This window comes from Aeromicrobium sp. 636, from assembly GCF_024433585.1.
Taxonomy (GTDB): Bacteria; Actinomycetota; Actinomycetes; order Propionibacteriales; family Nocardioidaceae; genus Aeromicrobium; species Aeromicrobium senzhongii.
In genome coordinates this window covers 180,276-199,554 of sequence record NZ_WNJU01000001.1, presented here as the reverse complement: position 1 = coordinate 199,554, position 19,279 = coordinate 180,276, and the positions used below count along the sequence as shown (strand labels likewise).

Below are 19,279 nucleotides of genomic sequence, written 5' to 3'. Positions count from 1 at the left end.
ATGGCCCGCGTGACTGGATCTGGTACCGAGACCGCGGACTTCGAGGAGCACATCCTCGACACCGACGTCGGCGACGAGATGCGCTCCAGCTTCCTCGAGTACGCGTACTCGGTGATCTACGCCCGGGCCCTGCCCGACGCACGGGACGGGCTCAAGCCCGTGCAGCGGCGCATTCTCTACACGATGGACGAGATGGGACTGCGCCACGACCGGCCCCACGTCAAGAGCGCCCGCCCCGTGGGCGAGGTGATGGGCAAGCTGCACCCGCACGGCGACAGCGCGATCTACGACGCACTGGTCCGCCTGGTCCAGCCGTGGGCGCTGCGGTTGCCGCTGCTGGACGGCCACGGCAACTTCGGCTCGCCCGACGATCCGCCCGCCGCCATGCGTTACACCGAGATCCGCATGGATCGCTCCGCCGAGGCGATGACGGCCTCGCTCGACGAGGACACGGTCGACTTCAAGCCCAACTACGACGGCCGGCTGCAGGAGCCCACGGTGCTCCCCGCGGCCATCCCCCACCTGCTGGTCAACGGTGCCTCGGGCATCGCCGTCGGCATGGCCACCAACATCGCCCCGCACAACCTCATCGAGGTCGTCCAGGCGCTGCGCCACCTGATCGACCACCCCGATGCCGACCTCGACGCCCTCATGCGCTTCATCCCCGGTCCCGACCTGCCGACCGGCGGCAAGATCGTCGGACTCGACGGCATCCGCGACGCCTATGCCACGGGCAACGGCTCGTTCAAGATGCGGGCCACCACCCGGGTCGAGAACGTGACGCCGCGCAGGAAGGGCATCATCGTCACCGAGCTGCCCTACAACGTCGGTCCCGAGAAGATCATCGAGTCGATCAAGAAGCTGGTCCAGGCCAAGAAGATCCAGGGCATCTCGGACCTCAAGAACCTCACCGACCGCAAGCACGGCCTGCGGCTGGTCATCGAGATCAAGAACGGCATCGTCCCCGAGGCGCTGCTGGCCCAGCTCTACCGCCAGACGCCGCTGGAGTCCTCGTTCGGCATCAACAACGTCGCCCTCGTCGACGGTCAGCCGCGGACCCTGGGCCTGCGCGAGATGCTGACGGTCTACCTCGAGCACCGCATCGACGTCGTCCGGCGCCGCACCACCTACCGGCGCGGCAAGGCCGCAGACCGCCTGCACCTCGTCGACGGCCTGATGATCGCCATCCTCGACATCGACGAGGTCATCCAGCTGATCCGCGGCTCGGACAACCGCGGCGAGGCGCGCGGGCGGCTCATGTCGGTCTTCGACCTGTCCGAGCTGCAGGCCGACTACATCCTCGACCTGCAGTTGGGCCGTCTCACCCGCTTCTCACGCCTCGAGCTGGAGAAGGAGGCCGACGAGCTGCGCCGCACCATCGAGGAGCTCGACGCGATCCTGGCCGACGAGCAGGTGCTGCGGGGCCACGTGGGCGACGAGCTGGCCCAGATGGCCCAGGAGTTCGGCACGCCGCGGCGCACCGTCCTGCTGGAGTCGGCCGGCGTTCCCGCGCTCGCGGCCGCCGGCGGCTCCCTCGAGGTCCCCGACGACCCGTGCTGGGTCCTGCTCTCCTCGACCGGCCTGGTGGCCCGCACGTCCGATGCCGAGCCCCTGGGCACCCACGGCCGGCGCGCCAAGCACGACACCGTCGTGGCGGCCGTCCGCGCCACCGCCCGCGGCCAGGTCGGAGTCGTCACCTCCGCCGGCACGGTCCACCGCCTCGACGTCGTCGACCTGCCGAACCTGCCCCCGACCGCGGACTCGCCGCGTCTGCAGGGCGGGCTCCCGCTGACCGAGCTGCTGAGCCTCGACGGCGACGCCCTGACCCTGATGAACTTCGACGAGGACGTCCCCGGCCTCGCGATGGGCACCCGGGCCGGTGTCGTCAAGCGGGTCAAGCCCGACCACCTGACGAACCGCGACTCCTGGGAGCTCATCCGGCTCGAGGACGGCGACCGCGTCGTCGGCGCCGTGCCCCTGACCACCGGCGACGAGGAGCTCGCGTTCGTCACGTCCGAGGCGCAACTGCTGCACTTCCCGGCCTCCGTCGTGCGCCCCCAGGGCCGCAGTGGCGGCGGCGTCGCGGGCATCAAGCTCGGCGCGGGCGCCCACGTCGTGGCCTTCGGTGCCGTCTCGGACATCGAGACGGCTCACGTGGTCACGGTCGCCGGCAGCTCGTCGGCCCTGCCGGGCACCCAGACCGGCTCGGTCAAGGTGACTCCCCTGTCGGTCTACCCCGGCAAGGGACGAGGCACCGGCGGCGTCCGCTGCCAGCGGCTGGTCCGAGGTGAGGACGCCCTCGTCTTCGCCTGGGTCGGCGACGGCATGCCGGTCGCATCGGCCGCGAGCGGCTCGCCTGTCGACCTGCCCGAGGTGGTCGAGAAGCGCGACGCGTCGGGCACTCCGGTGGCCCAGCCGATCGCCGGTGTCTCGGCATCCGCGTCCGACCTGCCGGGCGCCAGAAACGTGTCAGACTGACCAGCGTGTTCTCACGACTGCTGACCGCCACACTGCTGACCAGCACGCTGCTGCTGACCGCCTGCACGGGTGACGACGCCGACTCCGGTGACGCCGCCGAGCGCCTCGACACAGCCGCGCAGGCCCTCGCCGACGCGCAGTCCCTGGACATCTCGCTGGCCACGTCGTCGCTGCCCGACGGCGTGCGCGGCCTGCTCTCGGCGAAGGGGGTGGGCGACCACTCCCCCGCCTTCAGCGGCGACGTCAAGATCGTCGCCGGGGGCGCCACGATCGGCGCCGAGGTCATCGCGGTCGACGACAAGGTCTACGCCAAGACGGGCTTCTCGCCGGTGTGGGCCCCGCTCGACCCGAAGAGCCTGGGCGCGCCCGACCCCGCCGACCTGCTCGGCTCCGACGCCGATTCCGGCCTGGCGGGCCTGCTGAAGGTCACCACCGACGTCGAGACCGGCGACAAGTCCCGCGACGGCGACACCGTGCTGACCGAGATCGAGGGCGACATCCCCGGCGACCGGATCGCCACCCTGATCCCGACGGCCGACCAGAACGAGAACTTCGACGTCGTCTACCGCCTCACCGACGACGACGAGCTGCACGACGCCAAGATCACCGGCCCGTTCTACGGGGACGACGACGTCACCTACACCGTGGAGCTGCAGCCGCGCGACGAGCCCGCCGACATCACCGCCCCCTGATCCCGTGCCGATGAAGGAGCTCGCGTCGCGCGGGTTGCTGGCGCTCGCGGCGGTCGCGATCGGCTTCGCCGCCGCCGACACGTACGTCGTCGTGCTGGCCCTGCCGGACATGATGACGGCCGCCGGCCTCACGGTCGCCGAGCTGCAGCGCGCCGCGCCCATCATCTCGGGCTTCCTGCTGGGGTACGTCGCGGTGCTGCCGTTGATCGGGCGCGTCTCGGACCTGCGCGGACGCGTCCCGGTGCTGACCGGCTGCCTCGTGGTCTTCGCGATCGGATCGGTCATCACGGCCGCCGGGTACGACCTCCCCACCATCGTGCTGGGCCGGTTGATCCAGGGCATCGGCGGCGGCGGGCTGATCCCGCCCACGCTGGCCCTGATCGCCGACACCTGGCCGGCCGAGCGCCGCGGGATGCCGCTGGGCATCATCGGCGCCGTCCAGGAGCTGGGCAGCGTCGTCGGCCCGCTGTGGGGCGCTGCGATCCTCGCGTTCGGCACGTGGCACGACATCTTCTGGCTCAACGCCGCCGTCGGGCTGGCCATCGCCGCGGCGATGCTGCGTCACCGGCCGGCGGAGCGCACGCGGGGGTTCGACCTCTGGGGGCTGATCCTGGTCGGGATCGCGTCGGTCTGTCTGCTGCTGGTGATGATGGAACCGGAGTTGCTCACCACCGGCGTGACCAGCGGCCTGGCGTTCCTGCCGGTCACCGGCGACTCGCGCTGGCTCACTCCCCTGGCGCTCGCCGGCTACGCGTTCCTGCTCGCGTTCGTCGTGCGGCAGGCCACCGCGGCGCGTCCGCTGCTCGCCTGGCGCGGCTGGGGCGAGATCGCGCGCGAGACCGACCTGTGGGGCGCCGCGGCCCTGACGGTGGCGCTCGGCGCCGTCATCGTGACCTTCGCGAGTGCCGAGCCCGAGCAGGCCGTGCTGGCCGACGACGCCGTCGTGCTGCTGCCGATCGCCGCACTCGCCCTGGCCGCGTTCGTGTGGCGCGGCCGGCGCGCCGCGAACCCGCTCATCCCGCGCGGCTCCCTCACGGCGACGCCCGCGTGGGGGTCGATCGCCGTCTCGTTCTTCGTCGGCGCCGCCCTGATCGCCGCCTTGGTCGACATCCCGTTCTTCGCCCGCCTCACGATCGCCCCGGACGATCAGCTCGAAGCCGCGCTGGTGCTCGTGCGGTTCCTGGTCGCCCTCCCGGTCGGCGCCGTGCTGGGCGGTTGGCTGTTGCGCCACGTGCCCGCCGGTCCCCTGACCGCCGCCGCCCTCACCCTGTCGGGCGCCTGCTTCCTGGTGATGGGCTCGTGGGACGCGCAGTCGCTGGAGTCCTTCTCGTCCACCGTCGTGCTGGCCGCGTGTGGCTTCGGCTTCGGCCTGGCGCTCGCGCCGGTGAACGCCGCACTGCTCGAGCACACCGCTGCCGACGTGCACGGACTGGCCAGCGCCCTGCTCGTCGTCGCTCGCATGGTCGGGATGCTGATCGGCATCTCGGCACTGACCACCATCGGGCTGCGCACCTTCCGCGGCGCGGTCGCCAAGATCCCCTCGGTCGAGAGCCTGTGCGACGGTGAGTCGACCGCGTGCGGGGCCTACACCGGGGCGATGCGCGACGCCGGGATCGCGCAATTGCAGGCCGTCTTCACCGGCGCGGCCGTCGCCGCCTTCATCGCGGCGGCCCTCGCCCTGCTGTTGCTGCGTCGACGCGATATTTTCTCCTCATGACGAGCACTTTCGACGATCTTCTCGAGGCGAACCGCCGCTACTCCCAGACCCATGAGGGAGGCTTCGACGGCATCGCCCGGGCCGGCGTCCTCATGGTGACGTGCATGGACTCGCGGATCGACCCGCTGGCCGTGATCGGCCTCCAGCCCGGCGATGCCAAGATCCTGCGCAATCCCGGCGGTCGCGTGACCGACCAAGTGCTCGTGGCGATCGTCCTGGGCGTCTCGCTGCTCAAGGTCGAGCGCGTCGTCGTCATGGAGCACACCCGCTGCGCCATGGCCACGTCCACCGAGGCGGACGTCAAGGAGAAGATCGGCGCCAAGAGCGGCACCGACGCCTCCTGGATGACCATCGGCGTCATCGAGGACCAGGAGTCCACCGTTCGTGCCGACGTCAACCGGGTGCGCAGTCACCCGCTCGTCCCCGACTCGGTCAGCGTCGGCGGATTCATCTACGACGTCGACTCCGGGCTGATGACACCGGTCGACTGAGACGGCGGGACTTCAGGGCCGCCCTCACGAGCCCCGCCTCCGCTAGTGTCGTGCATCACAGAGCTTTCGAGGAAGGCAGGCGCATGGCACTGGAGTTCGTCGACGAGGTCCCCGCGAGCACCGTCGGTCGCGGTCGTGGTTCGAGGATCTACACGCCCGAGGTCATCGAGGCGCTGAAGGACCATCCCGGCAAGTGGGCGAAGGTTCCCGGTGCGACGCCGGGCAACGCCGCCGCCTTCAAGCGCAGCCACGACGGCTTTGACTACAAGAGCGTGAACACGGGCAAGACCAAGAAGAACGCCAAGGGCGAGGCGGTCGCCGTCTACGACGTGTACCTGACCTTCAACCCCTGACCTGCGCGACAGAGCCCCCGTACGTCGGACGTACGGGGGCTCTGTCGCGCCGTGGCGAACGGCCGGGTCAGGCGTCGATCAGCTCGCTGTCGATCTCGTACGCACCCTGGATGATGAACTCCTTGCGCGGCGGCACCTCGTTGCCCATGAGCAGCTCGAAGACGGCGGCCGAGTCCTCGGCGTCGTCGACGGTGAGCCGCCGCAACGTCCGGTGGCGCGGGTCCATCGTGGTCTCGGCCAGCTGGTCGGCGTCCATCTCGCCGAGGCCCTTGTAGCGCTGGGGCGCGTCCTTCCAGCGGACGTTGCGCTTCTTCAGCTGGGCCAGCGTGCGCTGCAGCTCGGCGTCGGAGTACGTGTAGATGTACTTGTCCTGGCCCTTCTTGGGCGAGACCAGCTCGATCCGGTGCAGCGGCGGCACGGCCGTGTAGACGCGGCCGGCCTCGACCATGGGGCGCATGTAGCGGAAGAACAACGTCGCCAGCAGGCAGCGGATGTGGGCGCCATCGGAGTCGGCGTCGGCCATGAAGATGATGCGACCGTAGCGGGCGGCATCGAGGTCGAACGTGCGTCCCGAGCCCGCACCGACCACCTGGATGATCGACGAGCACTCGGCGTTCTTGAGCATGTCGCCGATGCTGGCCTTCTGGACGTTGAGGATCTTGCCCCGGATCGGCAGCAGCGCCTGGAACTCGGCGTCACGCGCCGACTTCGCGGTGCCGAGGGCCGAGTCGCCCTCCACGATGAACAGCTCGGAACGCTCGATGTCGGTGCTGCGGCAGTCGGCGAGCTTCGCCGGCAGCGCGCTGGACTCGAGGGCGTTCTTGCGTCGCTGGGCGTCGCGTTGCTGGCGCGCTGCCAGCCGCGTGCGCGAGGCGCCGACGACCTTCTCCAGCACCTGACGGGCCTTGGCCTTCTGCGCCGCCTTGGTGGACGTGAGGAAGGCGCTCAGCTCGCGGGTGACGATCTTGTTCACGATGCGCGTGACCGCCGGGGTGCCCAGCACCTCCTTCGTCTGCCCCTCGAACTGCGGCTCGGCCAGGTTGACGGTGACGACGGCGGTGAGGCCCTCGAGCACGTCCTCCTTCGTGACGTCCGGGTCGCCGTTCTTGAGCAGCCGGGTGTTGCGGAGCACCTCGTTGAAGGTCTTGGTGATGCCGCGCTCGAACCCCGAGACGTGCGTGCCGCCCTTAGGCGTCGCGATGATGTTGACGAACGACTTCATGACCGTGTCGTAGTCGGTGCCCCACCGCAGCGCGATGTCGACGCCCAGGGTGCGCTCGACGTCCTGCGGGGTCATGTGACCCTTCGTGTCCAGCACGGGGACCGTCTCGACGAAGGTGTCCTCGCCCTGGATCCGCAGGACGTCGCAGACCGGCGCGTCGGGCGCCAGGAAGTCGCAGAACTCCGAGATGCCGCCCTCGTGGAAGAACTCCTCCTCGCGCGGCTCCTCGCCCCGCTCGTCGCGGATGACGATGCGCAGGCCCGGCACGAGGAAGGACGTCTGACGGGCGCGGCCGACCAGGTCCTCGTACGAGAACTTGGCGCCCTTGATGAAGATCTGCGGGTCGGCCCAGTAGCGCACGCGGGTGCCGGTGCGCGACTTGGCGACCTTGCCGATCTTGCGCAGCGTGTTGTCGGGGGTGAAGTCCGCGTCGGCGCCGTCACCGGCGAAGACGCCCGGCGTGCCGCGACGGAACGACATGGCCCACGTGGCGCCGCCCTTGTCGACCTCGACGTCGAGGCGCTCGGACAGCGCGTTGACGACCGAGGCACCCACGCCGTGCAGGCCGCCGGTGGCGTTGTAGGACCCGCCGCCGAACTTTCCGCCGGCGTGCAGTTTGGTGTAGACGACCTCGACGCCGGTCAGGCCGGTCTTGGGCTCGATGTCGACCGGGACGCCACGGCCGTCGTCACGGACCTCGACGGACCCGTCGGCGTACAGGATGACGCCGATGTGCGAGCCGTGGCCACCGAGCGCTTCGTCGACGGAGTTGTCGATGATCTCCCACAGGCAGTGCATGAGCCCACGCGTGTCGGTCGAGCCGATGTACATGCCGGGCCGCTTGCGCACCGCTTCGAGTCCCTCGAGGACGAGCAGATTGCGTGCGTCGTAAGTCGAAATGTCCTGTTCCTCCTGATCAGGTTCCCCACCTGCCACCGTATCGACCCGCACCCATCGGATCGGGACGTGACACGCGGCCCCCGCGTGTTCGTGCGGATTTGGCTCGGTGAGAGAGTATTCATGGTGTAGTTCGACCCATCTCCCCCCGACGAAACGAGGACACCGTGAACGCCACTGCCGAGTTCCCCGCCCTCACCACCGCCGACCGCTGCGACCGTTGCGGCGCGCAGGCCTTTGTCCGCGTCGAGCTCTCTGCCGGCACCGACCTGATGTTCTGTGCCCACCACGGCCGTCAGCACGAGGAGCGGCTGCGTGAGATCGCCGTGTCCTACCGCGACGAGAGCGACCGCCTGTCGGTCTGAGTCCGGTCGGGCCCGGCCCGAAGACCCCGAGCAACGAGAACGGCTCGCGGCGCGCATCCCCTCTCGGGGCGCGTACCGCGAGCCGTTGCCGTTGGCGGGCCCAGGACGTGCGGGCTCAGTACTTGAACGCGCCGTAGGCCTTCGTCTGCGTGACCGAGCGCCAGTGCTCGACGTAGGCGTCGTAGACGTCCGCGTCGGACGTGATCGTGGTGATCTCGTCGCTGGCGACCAGGTTCGAGCCGGTCAGGTTGGCCGAGCCGGCGACCGTCATCTTGACCCGCGAGCCGCCCTTGGGCCAGGCGCGGCCGTTCGGCAGCCGCTCCTCGGGGTTCAGCCGGTTCGGCGTCATCTTGGCGTCGATGAGGATCGGCTTGCACACGCGCAGCACCTGACGGCAGTGCTCGAGGTAGTTCTTCTTGTTGTCGTCCTTGAACCCGACCACCGAGACGCGGCAGCCGCCGTTGTTCAGCGCGGCGAGCTTGTACGCCAGCGCGATGCGGCGGTACTTGAAGCGGTTCTCCATCACGCGGATGCGGCACTGCTCGTCCGGGACGACACGGTTCAGCACGTTGAGGATGGGATCGCGACCGTTCGTGGGCGTGGCCCGCAGCGGGGACACGTGGACGGTGTAGTTGGACAGGTTCGAGTACAGGACGCCGCGGCGCGCGAAGGCGCTCGTGTACCCGTCGCGGGTCGCGGTCTTGTAGCCGTAGCGGCTGTTGCGCTTGGCGATGTAGCGGCCGTAGTCCTTGCCGATCTTGCGCTTGGCCCACATGTCGTTCCAGACTGCGCTCATCTGGTACCACAGCTTCTTGTCGTTGTAGACGGTCGTGCCGTTGTTGTACGTGCGCTCGGCGCTGCGGCCACCGAAGTTGCTCGAGCCGGTCCACACGACACCCCGGGCGCGCTTGCCGCTGCGGGTGTAGGTGTCGCTGACCATGACGATCTTGGAGTGCATGAGCGCCCCGTTGACTCGCGAGAGGCAGGCCATGGACTTGCCGTTGGAGCAGGTCTTGAACTTGCCGTACTTGGTGGCGTTGAGCTGCTTCCTCAGCTTGTTCGACGCGGGCGACTGGTGCGCGTTCGGGTGGATGAAGCGCACCTTCACGCCGGCCTTGGCGGCCTTGACCAGCTCACGGCCGACCCGGACCGAGTCCTCCATGCGGGAGTTCGCGGCGTACACCGACGTCGCGCGGCGCTGGCTCTTGGACTTCATCTTGCCGTCGGGGGTCTGGTACGACCCACGGATCAGGCGCTCGAGGTCGTTCAGCAGCGAGTAGTCGCGGTTGGAACCGCCCTTGTCGAAGTACGGGCGCGAGAAGTTGGGCTCGACCTCGACCGGGTAGGCGGCACCGAAGGGGCGCCGATCGGTCGCAGCAGCGGCGGCGGGCGCCACGGCCTGCGGCGCAGCGGCCTGCGGTTGGGCGGCCTCGGCCTGGGGGACGACCGCCGGGGCCTGCTCGGCGACCGCGGGCTCGTCGACACCGAAGGTCGAGCTGGTGGCCACGAGCGGCAGGACGAGTGCGCCGACAGCGGCGACACCCGCAAGTCGAAGCCGGTGACTGACGGACACTGAGGAACTCCCCCGAGAAGACAACGAAACGGTCGCCCCAGACTAACCCATCCTGACGGGGCCCTCGGGCACCACGGCATCGGCCGGTGCGGCGACACGACCACCCCGACGACGAAGCCGGCCCGCGACCATGAGGTCGCGGGCCGGCTCGGTCGGATCTGACTCGACTCAGTCCAGGTAGTCGCGCAGCACCTGCGAGCGCGACGGGTGACGCAGCTTGCTCATCGTCTTGGACTCGATCTGGCGGATGCGCTCACGCGTGACGCCGTAGACCTTGCCGATCTCGTCGAGCGTCTTGGGCTGACCGTCGGTCAGGCCGAAACGCATCGACACGACACCGGACTCGCGCTCGCTGAGCGTGTCCAGGACCGCGTGCAGCTGCTCCTGCAGCAGGGTGAACGACACGGCGTCGGCCGGGACGATCGCCTCGGAGTCCTCGATGAGGTCGCCGAACTCGCTGTCGCCGTCCTCGCCCAGCGGCGTGTGGAGGCTGATCGGCTCACGGCCGTACTTCTGGACCTCGACGACCTTCTCGGGCGTCATGTCCAGCTCGATGGCCAGTTCCTCGGGGGTGGGCTCGCGACCGAGGTCCTGCAGCATCTGACGCTGGACACGGGCCAGCTTGTTGATGACCTCGACCATGTGCACCGGGATGCGGATGGTGCGGGCCTGGTCGGCCATGGCGCGCGTGATGGCCTGACGGATCCACCACGTGGCGTACGTCGAGAACTTGAAGCCCTTGGTGTAGTCGAACTTCTCGACCGCGCGGATCAGACCGAGGTTGCCCTCCTGGATCAGGTCCAGGAACAGCATGCCGCGACCGGTGTAGCGCTTGGCCAGCGAGACGACGAGTCGCAGGTTGGCCTCGAGCAGGTGGTTCTTGGCGCGGCGGCCGTCGACGATGATCCACTCGAGCTCCTCGCGGAGCTTGTCGTTTACGCGCTTGGACTTGGCCAGCTTCTCCTCGGCGAACAGGCCCGCCTCGATGCGCTTGGCCAGCTCGACCTCCTCGGCGGCGGTCAGCAGGGCGACCTTGCCGATCAGCTTCAGGTAGTCCTTGACCGGGTCGGCCGTCGCGCCGGCGACGGTCACCTGGACCGCGGGCTCGTCGGTGTCGTCGGCGCTGGAGAGCGTGAAGCTGGCTTCCTCGTCGGCCTTGATCGTCGGGTCGGACGCGAGGTCCTTCTCGAACACCTCGTCGGCGATGTCGGGGAGCACCTTCTTGCCGTCGGCGTCCACCGCCGGGGCGGGCTTCTCCAGCACGTCGGCCAGGTCGATCGCATCGCCGAGCACGACCTCCTCGGAGAGCTTCTTGGCAGCAGCCTTCTTGGCGGGCGCCTTCTTGGCCGGGGCCTTCTTCGCGGGGGCCTTCTTGGCCGCCGCCTTCTTCACCACGGAGCCCGCGTCGTCGTCGCCTGCGGCGCCGGGGGCCTTCTTGGCCGCCTTCGCGGGCGCCTTCTTCGCGGTCGCTGCCTTTGCGGTCTGGGCGGCACGAGTCACCGGGACATCAACCTCACAACGTCGTTTCGGGCATGACAATGAGGCCTGCGGTCAACCTCTGGCACCAGTCTGCCACGACCCCCCACACGGCTCCGAATCGGTCACCCGACGGGCCAGGAGTGCACGGGTTCGCCCTCGCCCATGTGCTCGGCGTAACGCCTGGTCAGCGCGCGCATCGAGTCGGCGACGTCCGAGCCACGTCGGTGCAGGCGGTCGAACTGCTCGATCATCCAGGTCGAGCCGTTGCGCCCGGTGACGCAGCGTCGCTCGATGATCTGGAGGAACTCGTCGATCACGGCCCCGTCGACGCCGCGCTTCTCGAGTCCCACGTGGGCCAGCGGCAGCAGGTGTTCCAGGACGAGCTCACGCACCGGGACCGTGCCGACTCCGGGCCAGAACGCCTCGGCCTCGATGCCGGCGACGGCGGCCTCGTGGAAGCCCTGCTCGGCGGCCTTGAACGGCAATTGGCTCCACACCGGCCGCTCCTGCTCGGTCAGTGCCGTCACCAGCCCGTAGAACAGCGCGGCGTTCGCGACCGTGTCCTTGACGGTCGGACCGGCCGGCAGCAGCCGGTTCTCGACCCGCAGGTGCGGCTTGCCGTCGACGACGTCGTAGATCGGCCGGTTCCAGCGCCAGATGGTGCCGTTGTGCAGGCGCAGCTCGGGCAGGATCGGGATCCGGCCGGCCTCGACCTCGGCCACGGGGTCCTCGTCCTCGACGATCGGCAGCAGGGCCGGGAAGTACCGCGAGTTCTCCTCGAACAGGTCGAACACGGAGGTGATCCAGCGCTCGCCGAACCACACCCGCGGGCGGACGCCCTGGGCCTTCAACTCGGCCGTGCGCGTGTCGGTGGCCTGCTCGAACAGAGCGATGCGCGTCTCGTGCCACAGCCGCTTGCCCAGGAAGAACGGCGAGTTGGCGCCCACCGCGATCTGTACGCCGGCGATCGCCTGGGCCGCGTTCCAGGTCGGCGCGAACTCGTCGGGCTCGACCTGCAGGTGCAGCTGCGTGCTGGTGCACGCCGCCTCGGCGATGATCGTGTCGATCGTCGTCCGCAACCGCTGGACGCCGTTGATGACGATGTGGATGTCCTCACCGCGCGCGGTCAGGATCTGGTCGGACAGCAGGTGGTACCGCGGGTTGGTCGAGATCGCCTCGCGCGTGAGATGCCGCGAGTCCAGGGTGGGCAGGATGCCGATCATCAGCATCTCCGTGCCGATGCCGCGGGCCTTGTCCTGCGCCGTGTTGAGGTCGTCGCGCATCCGGTCGGACATGGCGGCCAGACCCCGACCGGCGACCGGCGACGGCGGCACGTTGATCTCGACGTTGAACTGGCCCAGCTCGGTCTGGAAGTCCTCGGCCGCGATCACGTCGAGCGTCTCGGAGTTCCGCAGCGCGGGGTCGCCGACCTCGTCGACCAGGTTGAACTCGATCTCGATGCCGACGTGCGGATCGGGCACGGAGAAGTCCTGCTGGCCCAGCATCGCGGCCAGGACATCGAGGTTCCGGCGCACCTTCGCGCGGTAGCGTGCGCGGTCCTCGCCGGTGAACTCCCGGGCTTCGACGTCTTGTCCCATGCAGACACCCTAGGACGGATCAGGCCGTCACATCAGCCTGAGACCACCGGTCAGGATGGACGCCGGCCTCGAGCACGTCCTGCAGCAACAGACCCATCCGGTAGCGGGGCTCCAGACGCAGCGCCCGGTCCAGGGCGACGAGGGCCCGCGCGCCGTCGCCCATCTGCCAGGCGGCGAATCCCGTGAGGCACAACGGGGCCGGGGCGAAGTCCGGTGACGCGACCCGTGAGACCGCCGCCCAGAGGCGGTGCATGCCGCGTGCGTTGTCCCGCCCGATCCCCGGCCAGACGGCGTCCCGCACGTTCATCGACGACGTCAGGACCGCGAGCTCGACCAGGTCCTCCTCCGCCAGATCAGCGCCACCGAGGGCACGTTCGACGAGGTGAGCGACGCGCGCCCGCTCGGCCGTGAGGAAGCGGGCCGGATCGGTCGTCGTCGCGCGCTCGAGGAAGCGTTCGAGGGCGACGTCGTGGGTCCGGTCGAGTCGTTCCTCGTCCTGCTCCGCAGGTGGCGCCACCTCGTTCGCGAGCTCGGACCGGTCCGCCAGGATCACCTGGCCCTGCGCGACGGCGCGCACGATCGCCTCGTGATGACGGTCGAGGGCGTAGGCCACTCCCTCCTCGGGGTGCCCCGGCACCGCGGACCACACGCGGTCCTCGTCGGCCCAGAGCACCAACCAGGAGCGTCCGACCGGCAGGGCGTCGCGCAGGGCCGTGACCATGATGCGCGCGCGCTCGGCGTCGGCGGACAGCGCGATCAGGAAGAAGCCCTCCCGTCCATGGCGGACGAGGTGCTCGGCGAGCCCCGCCGCCACGGCCTTCTCGCGGCCGCGCGGCGGCAGGTCGTGTCGCAGGCGGAACCCGAACCGGCACGTCGGCCCGGACACCGACAGGCCGATCACGCACTCGCGCGGCACGAAGCCGAACAGGGTGGGCAGGGCGTTCAGGAGGTCGTCGAAGGAGTCGACCCGGAACATCTCGTCGTCGTTCATGCCCTGAGCCTCGTGCTCAGGGGCGCCCGGCAGAACCCGCCGGCACCCGGTTGTGGACGGGCTCCCGACGGAGCTCGACGCTGTGGACCGTCAGCCGGCCCGACCGCGTCGTGGGCCCGCCACGGCGACGGCCGCACCCACCAGGGCCGCGAATCCCACGACCGCCACCGCGACCTGACGGCCGTCCGCCCCGGCCGGGACCTCCTGCGGGACGCTCACCGTCATGGCCGGGTCGACGGTCTCGGCGGAGGTTGTGAACCCCGGCGTGGACCGGGTGTCGCTCGTCCCGTCGTCGCATCGCTGCTCGGCCATGAGCGTGACCCGCTCCCCCGCCGGCGCGCCGATCCGCGCCGTGAGGAGGAACTCGGCCACCTGTCCCGCGGGCAACGCGCCTCCGGCGAAGTCCACGCGCCGACCGTCCAGGACACCGGTCCAGCCGTCGGGCGCGGTCGCACTGACCACCGCGGACCCCTCAGGGACCTCCAGCGTCAGCCCGGTGGTGTCGGCATCGCCGCACCCCGGCGCGACGGCGACGACGAGGGCGACGGTCCCGTCCCCCTGCGGCACCACCGCGTCGACGGTCACGTCCGCGGCTGCCGGCGACGCGCCGGCCACCAGCACGAAGGGCAGGGCGACCAGGGCGCCCGCGAGTCGACGCCCGCTGCGGGTCCTCATGGGATCTGCACCTCTCCGGAGACGACGGGCTCCTCGAATCGATCGATTCGCACCGCGACGGACACGCGCCACGCACCGGCGAGCGGGAGGTCGGCGGTGGCCTGCCAGTGTCCCGCCCGCGTCCTGGTCAGGGTCCGGTTCAGCGCACCCACCCCCGCCTCCTCGAGCCCCAGTTGCAGGCGAGGGGCGTCCGGGACGTCGACCGCCGCGCCCTCACGGTCGGTCAGGGAGACCTGGATCGCATTGGTGCCGCGCCGCGCCGGGGAGACCACGACGGTCACCCGGTGGGCGTCGTCCAGGTCGAGCTCGAGGCGCTGCACGGTCGGGACACCGGTGACCACGGTGTCGGCCCGAGGCGGAGGGGTCTGACCCACGAGCACTCCCGTGGCGACCAGCACGCCGGCGACGACGATCAGCTCGAAGGTCACGGTGCGTCGCAGCAGCGCGGTCGCGGCCCCCGCCTCGCGCCCGGTCAGTCGACGCACCAGGACGAAGCGGTTCCACGCGGCCACGGCGACGACGGGCACGAGCAGCAGAGCCTTCACCAGCACGGCTCGGCCGTAGCCGGTCTGCCAGAGCGCGGGCAGCGAGTCCGCGATCCGCCAGTACAGGACGATCCCGGCGGCCGCCAGGGCCACCAGCACGAGTCCGGCGACCGCCGAGAACCGCGCGATCGCGGTGGCGCGGTCCGCCACCCTCAGCGCCGAGCCGGCAGCCAGGACGATGGCCAGGCCGACGAGCCCGCCCCACCAGAGCGCGGCGGCGCTCACATGCACCAGGTCGGCGGCCAGCACGAGCGAGGCCGGGCCGTAGCTGCGGGTGTGGCCCACCGGCAGCAGGGACGCGACGGCCAGCGCCACGCCGACCGCCGCGACGACGGGACGACGTCGCCGTCCCGCCACGGCGAGGGCGGCGCCGAGAACCACGACGAGCACCGCGACGCCCGCCGCCGAGGTGAGCCCGTCACGCCATGCGTCCACACCCCACGCCGACGCGAGGGTCCGACCGGACTCCCACGTGGCCGTCAGGGGTGCGAGCAGGAGCGTCGAGACGACGGCGAGCCCGGCGAAGCCGTACGTCGCGCCGCGGGTGCGGCGCGCGACCAGCGGCTGCCGGCGCACGGCCGAGGGGACGATGAACAGGGAGAAGACGACGAGCCCGGCGAGGCCCAGGACACCGGCGTACCGCAGCGCGTCGACCGTGGTCCGCACGACGGACAGCTCGCGCTCGGCCTGGGAGTCCGGGACCCCGATCGCGCCGGGGGTGGCCTCACCGACCGCGAACGTGAACCCGCCCGTCACGGGGTGGGAGTCCGCCGACACCACGCGCCAGGTCACGACGTGGCTCCCCCGCGGCAACGGCTGCTCGGGACGGATCGTCAGCACCCGCCCACTGACCGAGAACGTCGCCGGTGACGGCTCGCCCGTGGCGTCCAGCACCGCGTTTCCCGTGCCGCCGAGCGTCACGGGCTCCGTGAACGTCACGGTCATCTGGTCCGGCGGCGAGGTCAGCACCTGACCGTCGGCGGGGGTGCTCCCGATCGGCGAGGCGTGGCCGAACGCCGCGGCGGGCCACATCACGACGAGCAGGAGCAGCCCGGAGAGCACGGCGGTGAGCCGTGTCCTCCGGGCAGGAGCGGGCAGGGTCACCCGCGGCTCCGCGTCCGAGCCAGGGCGGTGCCACCGGCGACGAGTCCGAGCGCACCGAGCACGACACCACTCCAGCCCAGCGCGTCCGAGCCGGTTCCCGCCTCAGCGGGCTCGTCCTCGGCCTTCGCCGCACCGTGGCCGTGTCCGTGTCCCTCGGCCTCGGTCGTCACGACGAAGGGAGCCGGCGACTCGGGCTCGTCCTGGCCCTCCTCGTAGGTCTGGGTCCACGCGGTCTCGCCCTCCTCGCAGGTCTGGATGACCGGGAAGACGAGCTTCTCGCCCTCCTTCTCGGGCAACGGCAGCTGCAACGAGATCGTGTCGCGCATCCCGTCGGCCAACGGGGTCTTCGCCGTGTAGACGACCTCGGCGACCCGCTCGGACTGCTCGGCGCCGTGGCTGTCCGAGGACGGCGACTCGAGCTTGGCCATCTTCTTCTCGACGGTCCAGTTCGGGTTCACCGTCGGGGTGACCGAGAGGACCTCCTCGGGCACCTGGACGGCGAGCTTGGTCGTCGGCGAGGTCCCGCACCCGTGACCGACGGAGAAGGTCAGCACGGCGTACGACCCGGCCGCGGTCGACGACGGGGTGACCGACACGTGGGCCGAGGCGGCACCCGCCGCGACGACGACGAGGGCGGAGGAGCCGAGGGTGAGCGCCGCCGTGCGGGCAGCGTGCTGGGCAAAGGACATGGTTCTTCTCCTGGTTCGGGACCGCCCGGACGGGCGGGACTGGGTCACCGGCAGGTGCCGGCGACCGGGGCGAGGTCGACCCGGGAGAAGGGCGGGCCGCGTCGCACGAGGACGTGGTCGAGCAGGTCGACGTGCCGGACGGGCCCGGCCGCACGGGGCGGCACCGGGGCCGCCACCGGCCGGCGGGACCGGTGCACGGGACGCAGGACGAACGAGACCCGCGCCCACCACGACCACCAGAGCCGCTCGGCCACCGCGATCCCGGCGGCCACCACCACGAGACCTGCGGCGTGGGCGGCGAGCATCGCCGGCGTCGACGGCACGATCGCGTGGCCGTGCACGTACCCGGACACCACGTGGACCCCGAGCTGGGGCAGCGCCAGCAGGACGAGCGCCCCGGTGAAGCCGATCCGGCGGCCGGCGGCCCACCACGCGAGCCCGGCACCGGCCGCGACGACCGGGAGGAGGGCCACGACCGACGGGGCCTCACCGCTGCCCGCCACGTGGGCGGCGACGGCCATGAGAGTCGCCCACAGGCTCACCGCACCGGCGCGCACGAGGCGCGCGATCGGGGCTCCGGGGGCTGGCACGGACGTCAGCGTACGACCTGCCTGACCGGACTCCGGCAGCGGTGACGAGATGTTTACACGGTCGTCACCGACCCCCGTGCGTCACGACGTCGGACCCCCGTGACGGGCGCTGCCGCGGCCCGCCCCGGCGACGACTGCAATGACGGGAGATTCCCATTCGGTGTCTCATTCACCGTCGCGACACCTTCACAGCCGGGTCGTTCTCGTAACCCACCGGTTCCCGCGGCGACCGCCACGCGAAACGCACCGCATCCAGATTGAGGGCCGAATCGACTCCCCCGCCGAAGGAACTTCCCCGATGACTGTCACCCGAGTCCTGTCCCACCTCACGGCCGCAGCAGTGGCCGCGACCGCCCTGGCGCTGCCCTCCGCGGCTGCACACGCGGAGGCCACCGGCGTGATCCGGGGCACGGTCCTCGAGACCGGCCACGTGATCGCCCCCAGCCTCGACGTCTCGCTCTACAAGACCAACGGCGAGTTCGTGAAGTCCACCGTGACCAACTCGTCCGCCGGCGCGTACGAGTTCCGCGGCGTCGAGCCCGGCGCGTACGTCATCTGGTTCGAGAACCAGAACGAGGCCGTCCAGGAGTGGTACGACAACCAGCCCGACCAGGACCACGCCACCCCCATCACCCTCGCGGCCGGTCAGACCTTCGTCGCCGACGCGTACCTGACCCAGATCAGCGAGAACATCGTCCGGCCGACGATCACCGGCACCCCGGCGGTGGGCTCGACCCTCTCGGCCGCCCGCGGCACGTGGTTCCCCACCCTGGGCGTGGACTTCAGCTACCAGTGGCTGCGGGGCGGCGCCCGGATCGAGGGCGCGACGGCCTCCACCTACCGCCTGCGTGACGCCGACTCGGGGCACGCCGTCTCGGTCCGGGTCATCGCCACCGTCCAGGGCGCCCAGGAGTCGGCCACCAGCGCACCCACCGCCGCGGTGACGGGCGGCACGCCGTCGGTCCCGGCCGTCGCGAACTCCACGAAGCCCTCCGTGACCGGGTCCGTCGTCGCGGGCTCCGTGCTGACCGCCACGAGCGGCACTTGGACGCCCTCGGACGCCGCCGTCACGCTGCAGTGGCTGCGCGGGGACGTCGTCGTGGGCAGCGGACCGACCTATCGCACCACGACCGACGACATCGGCTCCGGACTGCGCGTGCGCGCCGTCGCGACGAAGTCGGGCTGGACGTCGGCCGTCGCCGAGTCGGACGTGTTCGGACCGATCGCGACCCCGGCCCCGGTGCCGAGCGCACCGGTCAACACGGTCCCGCCCATCGTCTCGGGCACCATGCGCGTCGGCAGCACCGTCACCGCGAGCACGGGCTCCTGGAGCTCGTCGGCCTCCCACACCTACCGCTGGACCCGCAACGGCACGACCATCCCCCGGGCCACCGCTCGCTCGTACCGGCTCACGGCCTCGGACGCCCGGGCACGGATCGCCGTGGTCGTGACCGCGACCAACACCGCCGGAACCACCAGCGCCACGAGCGCCGGCCGGACCGTCGCGAAGGCCACCGCCCGGCTCCGCGTCACCACCAAGTCGCCGGCCAAGGGGCGACTGAAGATCACCACGAAGGTCACCTCCGCGGGCGCCCGGACCGGCCGCGTGACGATCACCGTGAAGGCCGGCGGCAAGACCAAGGTCAAGCGCACGACCGTGAAGAAGGGCATGCGCACGATCACCGTCACGGGCCTGCGCAAGGGCCGGGCCACCGTCCGCGTCGTCTATGCCGGCGACGCCTCGACCACCCGCGCCTCGACCTCGAAGAAGGCCACCGTGCGCTGATGCCCGGCGGTCCGCCGCCCACCCAGACCTCGGC

Annotated in this window: 16 protein-coding genes; 7 read left to right on the top strand and 9 right to left on the bottom strand. The window is 70.9% G+C overall.

Translation table 11 applies throughout. The features are described from left to right. From GL325_RS00955 to GL325_RS00935, 5 genes are all read left to right on the top strand, one after another. Positions 1-2,478 carry a DNA topoisomerase (ATP-hydrolyzing) subunit A gene (locus GL325_RS00955; protein WP_154594836.1) on the top strand — a complete coding sequence of 826 codons (2,478 nt, stop codon included), beginning with the start codon at positions 1-3 and terminating at the stop codon, positions 2,476-2,478. A gap of 5 nt (positions 2,479-2,483) precedes the next feature. Continuing rightward, on the top strand, positions 2,484-3,170 hold the full coding sequence (locus tag GL325_RS00950) for an LppX_LprAFG lipoprotein (RefSeq protein ID WP_187768329.1): 687 nt from the start codon (positions 2,484-2,486) through the stop codon (positions 3,168-3,170). 10 nt (positions 3,171-3,180) lie between these two features. Next, positions 3,181-4,887, top strand: coding sequence for an MFS transporter (locus tag GL325_RS00945; RefSeq protein ID WP_187768328.1), 1,707 nt, complete (start codon positions 3,181-3,183; stop codon positions 4,885-4,887). Continuing rightward, positions 4,884-5,378: a carbonic anhydrase gene (locus tag GL325_RS00940; RefSeq protein WP_154594833.1), complete on the top strand. Its 495-nt coding sequence runs from the start codon at positions 4,884-4,886 to the stop codon at positions 5,376-5,378. Before GL325_RS00945 ends, GL325_RS00940 begins: the two co-directional genes overlap by 4 nt. Positions 5,379-5,461: 83 nt before the next feature. Continuing rightward, complete coding sequence (locus tag GL325_RS00935; protein ID WP_154594832.1) at positions 5,462-5,731, top strand: hypothetical protein; 270 nt, start codon at positions 5,462-5,464, stop codon at positions 5,729-5,731. Between the two features lie 67 nt (positions 5,732-5,798). Here GL325_RS00935 and GL325_RS00930 read toward each other — a convergent pair whose 3' ends face one another. Then, positions 5,799-7,889: a type IIA DNA topoisomerase subunit B gene (locus GL325_RS00930; RefSeq protein ID WP_222865748.1), complete on the bottom strand. Its 2,091-nt coding sequence runs from the start codon at positions 7,887-7,889 to the stop codon at positions 5,799-5,801. A 128-nt stretch (positions 7,890-8,017) separates the two neighbouring features. Between GL325_RS00930 and GL325_RS00925 the strand changes: the two genes are divergently transcribed. Next, positions 8,018-8,215: a hypothetical protein gene (locus GL325_RS00925; protein WP_154594831.1), complete on the top strand. Its 198-nt coding sequence runs from the start codon at positions 8,018-8,020 to the stop codon at positions 8,213-8,215. A 115-nt stretch (positions 8,216-8,330) separates the two neighbouring features. On the opposite strand, the gene GL325_RS00920 is transcribed toward GL325_RS00925, so the two are convergent. The 8 genes from GL325_RS00920 to GL325_RS00885 form a co-directional block, all read right to left on the bottom strand. Next, on the bottom strand, positions 8,331-9,788 hold the full coding sequence (locus GL325_RS00920; RefSeq protein WP_187768327.1) for a phospholipase D-like domain-containing protein: 1,458 nt from the start codon (positions 9,786-9,788) through the stop codon (positions 8,331-8,333). Positions 9,789-9,956: 168 nt separating this feature from the next. Next, positions 9,957-11,288: an RNA polymerase sigma factor gene (locus tag GL325_RS00915; protein WP_187411392.1), complete on the bottom strand. Its 1,332-nt coding sequence runs from the start codon at positions 11,286-11,288 to the stop codon at positions 9,957-9,959. A gap of 101 nt (positions 11,289-11,389) precedes the next feature. Further along, positions 11,390-12,865, bottom strand: coding sequence for a glutamate-cysteine ligase family protein (locus GL325_RS00910; RefSeq protein ID WP_187768326.1), 1,476 nt, complete (start codon positions 12,863-12,865; stop codon positions 11,390-11,392). A gap of 19 nt (positions 12,866-12,884) precedes the next feature. After that, complete coding sequence (locus GL325_RS00905; protein ID WP_187768325.1) at positions 12,885-13,856, bottom strand: DUF4192 domain-containing protein; 972 nt, start codon at positions 13,854-13,856, stop codon at positions 12,885-12,887. 90 nt (positions 13,857-13,946) lie between these two features. Continuing rightward, complete coding sequence (locus GL325_RS00900; protein ID WP_187768324.1) at positions 13,947-14,531, bottom strand: hypothetical protein; 585 nt, start codon at positions 14,529-14,531, stop codon at positions 13,947-13,949. Then, positions 14,528-16,180: a copper resistance protein CopC gene (locus GL325_RS00895; protein ID WP_187768323.1), complete on the bottom strand. Its 1,653-nt coding sequence runs from the start codon at positions 16,178-16,180 to the stop codon at positions 14,528-14,530. The genes GL325_RS00900 and GL325_RS00895 overlap by 4 nt, the downstream gene beginning before the upstream one ends. Then, the gene (locus tag GL325_RS00890) at positions 16,177-16,869 is read right to left on the bottom strand and encodes a YcnI family protein (RefSeq protein ID WP_187768322.1); all 693 of its coding nucleotides are present in this window, start codon (positions 16,867-16,869) and stop codon (positions 16,177-16,179) included. The genes GL325_RS00895 and GL325_RS00890 overlap by 4 nt, the downstream gene beginning before the upstream one ends. A 44-nt stretch (positions 16,870-16,913) precedes the next feature. Further along, positions 16,914-17,459 (bottom strand): hypothetical protein, encoded by a 546-nt coding sequence (locus GL325_RS00885; protein WP_187768321.1) that lies wholly within the window; start codon positions 17,457-17,459, stop codon positions 16,914-16,916. Positions 17,460-17,757: 298 nt separating this feature from the next. Between GL325_RS00885 and GL325_RS00880 the strand changes: the two genes are divergently transcribed. After that, positions 17,758-19,245, top strand: a complete 1,488-nt coding sequence (locus GL325_RS00880; protein WP_187768320.1) for a hypothetical protein — start codon at positions 17,758-17,760, stop codon at positions 19,243-19,245. Positions 19,246-19,279: the final 34 nt, after the last annotated feature.